At 33.7% G+C, this 3,886-nt stretch carries 4 protein-coding genes and 1 pseudogene; all 5 read left to right on the top strand.

Translation table 11 applies throughout. The annotated features are described in order from the left end of the window. A pseudogene (locus ACTXGO_RS10805) lies at positions 1-195 on the top strand (ABC transporter ATP-binding protein); the annotation flags it as partial. A 99-nt stretch (positions 196-294) separates the two neighbouring features. Then, a complete protein-coding gene (locus tag ACTXGO_RS10800; RefSeq protein WP_443541378.1) occupies positions 295-1,110 on the top strand; it encodes a glycosyltransferase family 25 protein in 816 nt (271 codons plus the stop codon). Between the two features lie 77 nt (positions 1,111-1,187). Further along, positions 1,188-2,156, top strand: a complete 969-nt coding sequence (locus tag ACTXGO_RS10795; RefSeq protein WP_443541379.1) for a glycosyltransferase family 2 protein — start codon at positions 1,188-1,190, stop codon at positions 2,154-2,156. A gap of 257 nt (positions 2,157-2,413) precedes the next feature. Further along, positions 2,414-3,604: a hypothetical protein gene (locus tag ACTXGO_RS10790; RefSeq protein WP_443541380.1), complete on the top strand. Its 1,191-nt coding sequence runs from the start codon at positions 2,414-2,416 to the stop codon at positions 3,602-3,604. Positions 3,605-3,689: 85 nt separating this feature from the next. After that, the coding region (locus tag ACTXGO_RS10785; protein ID WP_443574456.1) for a hypothetical protein at positions 3,690-3,886 on the top strand (197 nt) is incomplete at its 3' end.

Raw genomic sequence — 3,886 nt, 5'->3', positions numbered from 1 at the left:
GAAAAAGTAATCATGGACGCTATACACGACTTAAGCGGTAAAAAGACCATCATTATGATCGCCCATCGTCTAAAAACCGTGCAAAAATGCGACATCATTTACTTGATTGATCAAGGAAAAGTAGTAGATAAAGGCACTTATCAAGAGTTGGTAGAGACTAATTCTCAATTTAAGAAAATGGCTGAACATGCTTAGAACTAAATGGATCTACAAAAGCATTAGATTATTTAATTTAGAATTAACAAATATTGAGAATAAAACATGAGGAATGAATAATTACTTTGGATAAATAAGATGCTAAAAATTTATATAGTCTCACTAGAAAAGGATATAGAAAAAAGAAGAGCTATATCTAACGCCCTAAATAAATATGATATCAAGTTTGGGTTTGTTGATGCTATATATGGGACAGAGCTATCAGATAGTATATTAGATTCATATAGAGTCAAAAGTACAGGAGCCATTATTGAAAGAGGGTTTGCAGCGACTGCTGGTGAGATTGGTTGTACTTTAAGTCATCTTTTGGTTTATCAAGATATGCTGGATAACAATATTAAATGGGCGTGCATTTTAGAAGATGACGTTATTTTGGACAAAAGGTTCAAATATTTCATTGCAACTTTTTCAGATATTGAGTTAGATCCAAATATACTTTACTTACTTGGTGGTCAGACTGATTTCAATAAAAAGATGATCGTTAAAAGCTTTAAGCATATTACCACTATAGGAGATCAGAGGTTTTACAAAACAATTAAAAGTAATGCTTTTATTCATGGCAGCTGTTGCTACCTTATCAGCTTGAGTTTAGCTAAAAGTATTATTGAATTGTCCAAAAATAAATTCATAGTCGCTGATGATTGGGAGTTCTTGTCTAATTCAAATATTATCAACAAAATATTTCTATCTGATTTTGTTGATCATCCTTTAGATTTTGCTAGTAGCAGTATACAAAAAGAAAGAGAGTTAGCTTCAAAAAAAATCTTAGATAGTACGTCTGAGAATAATATTTTTGGTTTACGAGTTAAGAGATATATTAAATGGCGTTTATGGTTAACGAAATGGCAGCTTAGGACGATGACTTTAAAAACCTATAGGTACGTTGAGAAATGATAAAAATCATAGGGTATCTAGTTAAAACATATTATTTAAGTTAAATCATCATATCAACCGTTAGTGGAGATATAGTAATGAGTATGCCTTTAATAAGTGTAGTCATACCAGTCTACAACAAAGAAAATTATCTAGAAAAGTGTCTCGACTCAGTGGTCAATCAAACCTACGCAGCGCTAGAGATTATTCTAATAAACGACGGTAGTACAGATAGATCCCCTATGATATGCAAAGAGTATGCTGATAGAGATAGTCGAATTAGATTTATAGACAAGGATAATCAAGGGGTGAGTGTAACCAGAAATTTAGGTATTTATTTATCTAATGGTGAATGGTTATACTTTTTAGATAGCGATGATTTTTTGGATGTGGATGCTTTTGAAGTCTTGGCTGACATTGCAAAGTCTACTGATGCTGACGTTATTTACTTTGGATGTCGCGGCTATGAACGAGGTAGAGTAGTTGGAGAAAGGAAGCCTAAAAACTATGGAGAGTATATCAATCTCAAATCATTTCTTGACAACACCAAATTAAGTCCTGCTTCTGCTTGGTTAAACTTTTTTAGACGAGAAGTTATTTTAAATAGCAAAGTTACTTTTAATATGAAATTAAAACATAATGAAGATGCTTTATTTGTATATAGTTTATATTGTCATGCCAAAAAAATAGTAGTTTTAGATAAAGTGCTCTACAACGTTGTTGTAGCTTCAGATTCAGTAAGTAGGAAGCCTATAAAGGTAAGGGTTTTAGAAGACAATTTATTATTCTTAGCTGAGCTATGTAGTTACGTTCGAAAGCTAGGGCTGATTGAAGATTTTAAGCAGGAGATTAACAATATCTCTAAACATACTTTTGTTCTAGCTCTGTATTTTAAAGATTTTAGCAAGTATAAATTTGATATTCAAAAAACTTATAGGGGTTTATACTCTGCTAACAAAGATATTTTCTATACCTATTTTTCAAAAACAGCTAATATAAATATTAATATAGTGATACAGCTGATCAAGGTAAAACATTTTATAAAACATGATAATTATAAAATTTGAATTTTTTATCTTGTTTTTGTAAATAAAATATTTTTGGTATTTTTAAATGAATAATTAATTATATTTTTCAAAACTAAATTAGATGGTATAGTTATATCTAAGTGCTATTTTGAAATAGTATACACAATTTAATCTTCAATATAAAAAGCACTACCTAGTCTTCGAGAGTTTCTTTTAAAGATATTACTTGTTATACATATTGTAGCTTTAGCAATAATAAAAAGCTTGTCTTGTTACTTTTACTATAGGAGCTTTATATGAAGGATTCTCTTGAGCTTTTACCTCAACCAAGTCAGACCAGTGATAAAGGTGTAAGACGTTGTTGTTTGTTAGCGCAAATCTCTGCTAGTGGTGAGCGTACTGATAAACAGCTATGGTTTCTATATCCTTCTACTATACCAATGCCAGAAGATGATAACTGTGACTCTTACTTACTAGCTGTATTACTACCAGCAATGCAGATGAAAGCGAACGTAATTGTCCATGGTAGTATCTCTAGTGAGTTGCTTGCTAACCTTACAGAGTTTCAACATGTTTGGAGAAAATGGTCACCTGAACAATTTTTTTTAGTAGATATACAGGTTAAGAGTATTCGAGAGTGCGAGACAAAAGTAGAGGGGGCTATTGCAGCCTTTTCTGGCGGCGCTGATGCTCAGTTTACTGCCTATCGTCATGCGACAGGAAAAGCTGGATATGGTTCGCAAAGGCTAAAAGCGGGTGTGTTTATACAGGGTTTTGATATCTCACTTTCTGATGACAAGGGTTTTATTGGTGCGAAAAGACTAGCATCTGAAGCTTTAGAGGATCTAGACGTAAGACTGTTCACTGTCAGCACCAATATACGTGAACTTTGGAGTATTAACTGGGAGAGCTATTTTGGTTCAGCATTAGCTTCGGTTTTATGTGCGTTTTATAAGTATGCAGGCGTTGGACTCATTGCGGGCGGTCCCTCTTACAACGAGCTATTTATGCGTATGGGAGATCATCCTATGTTAGACCCCATGCTAAGCTCCGGTGTTTTTCAGATAATACATGATGGTTGCGGCTTTGATCGTACTGAAAAAATTAGAACCATCTCGGCATGGTCGTGCGGAGTATGCAACTTGCGAGTTTGCTGGGAAGGAGATAAAACTGATCGTAACTGTGGTGAATGCGAGAAATGCGTTAGAACTCGTCTCAACTTTTTGATTGCTGGTGTAGAAGATCCTACTTGTTTTAGTACTCCACTCAAAAAAGAGCATCTCAAGCGAATGGTACTCTCTAGTAGTCATGTTGTTTCAGAATGGGAACGTATTCTCTTAGAGATGATCAATGCAAATGTAGATAATAAATGGATACATCAGGTTCAAAAAGCTATTAAACGAGACCCTCCGCTTACATATTTATTACCTCAAGGGACTCGCCGCCGTAAGTTATTAACGAAATTAAAAGGTAGGCTCATACATTAGTTTAATGAAAAATACTCAAGGACTTTAATTTTTATAGCGCATACTTAATCTATAAAAATACTGGTAATCCATAAGGAGATTTATTTTGAAGTATTTAAATGTAGTTTCTAAAAGATTACCGCTTACCTTTAAAGTTAAACTTACTTCTTTATTCAACAAGAAAGAAATGAAGTTTAATTCAGGCAAGAAGGCTTTTGTCTTTCTTGCAGCAGATTATGGCAACATCGGTGACATCGCCATCTCTTGTGCTCAAAGCCACTATCTAAAAAGCGTCCTGCCTGA

Source organism: Psychrobacter sp. T6-1, from assembly GCF_052258445.1.
Note: the sequence above shows the minus strand (reverse complement) of the source record. Positions and strands in the feature narration are given on the sequence as shown.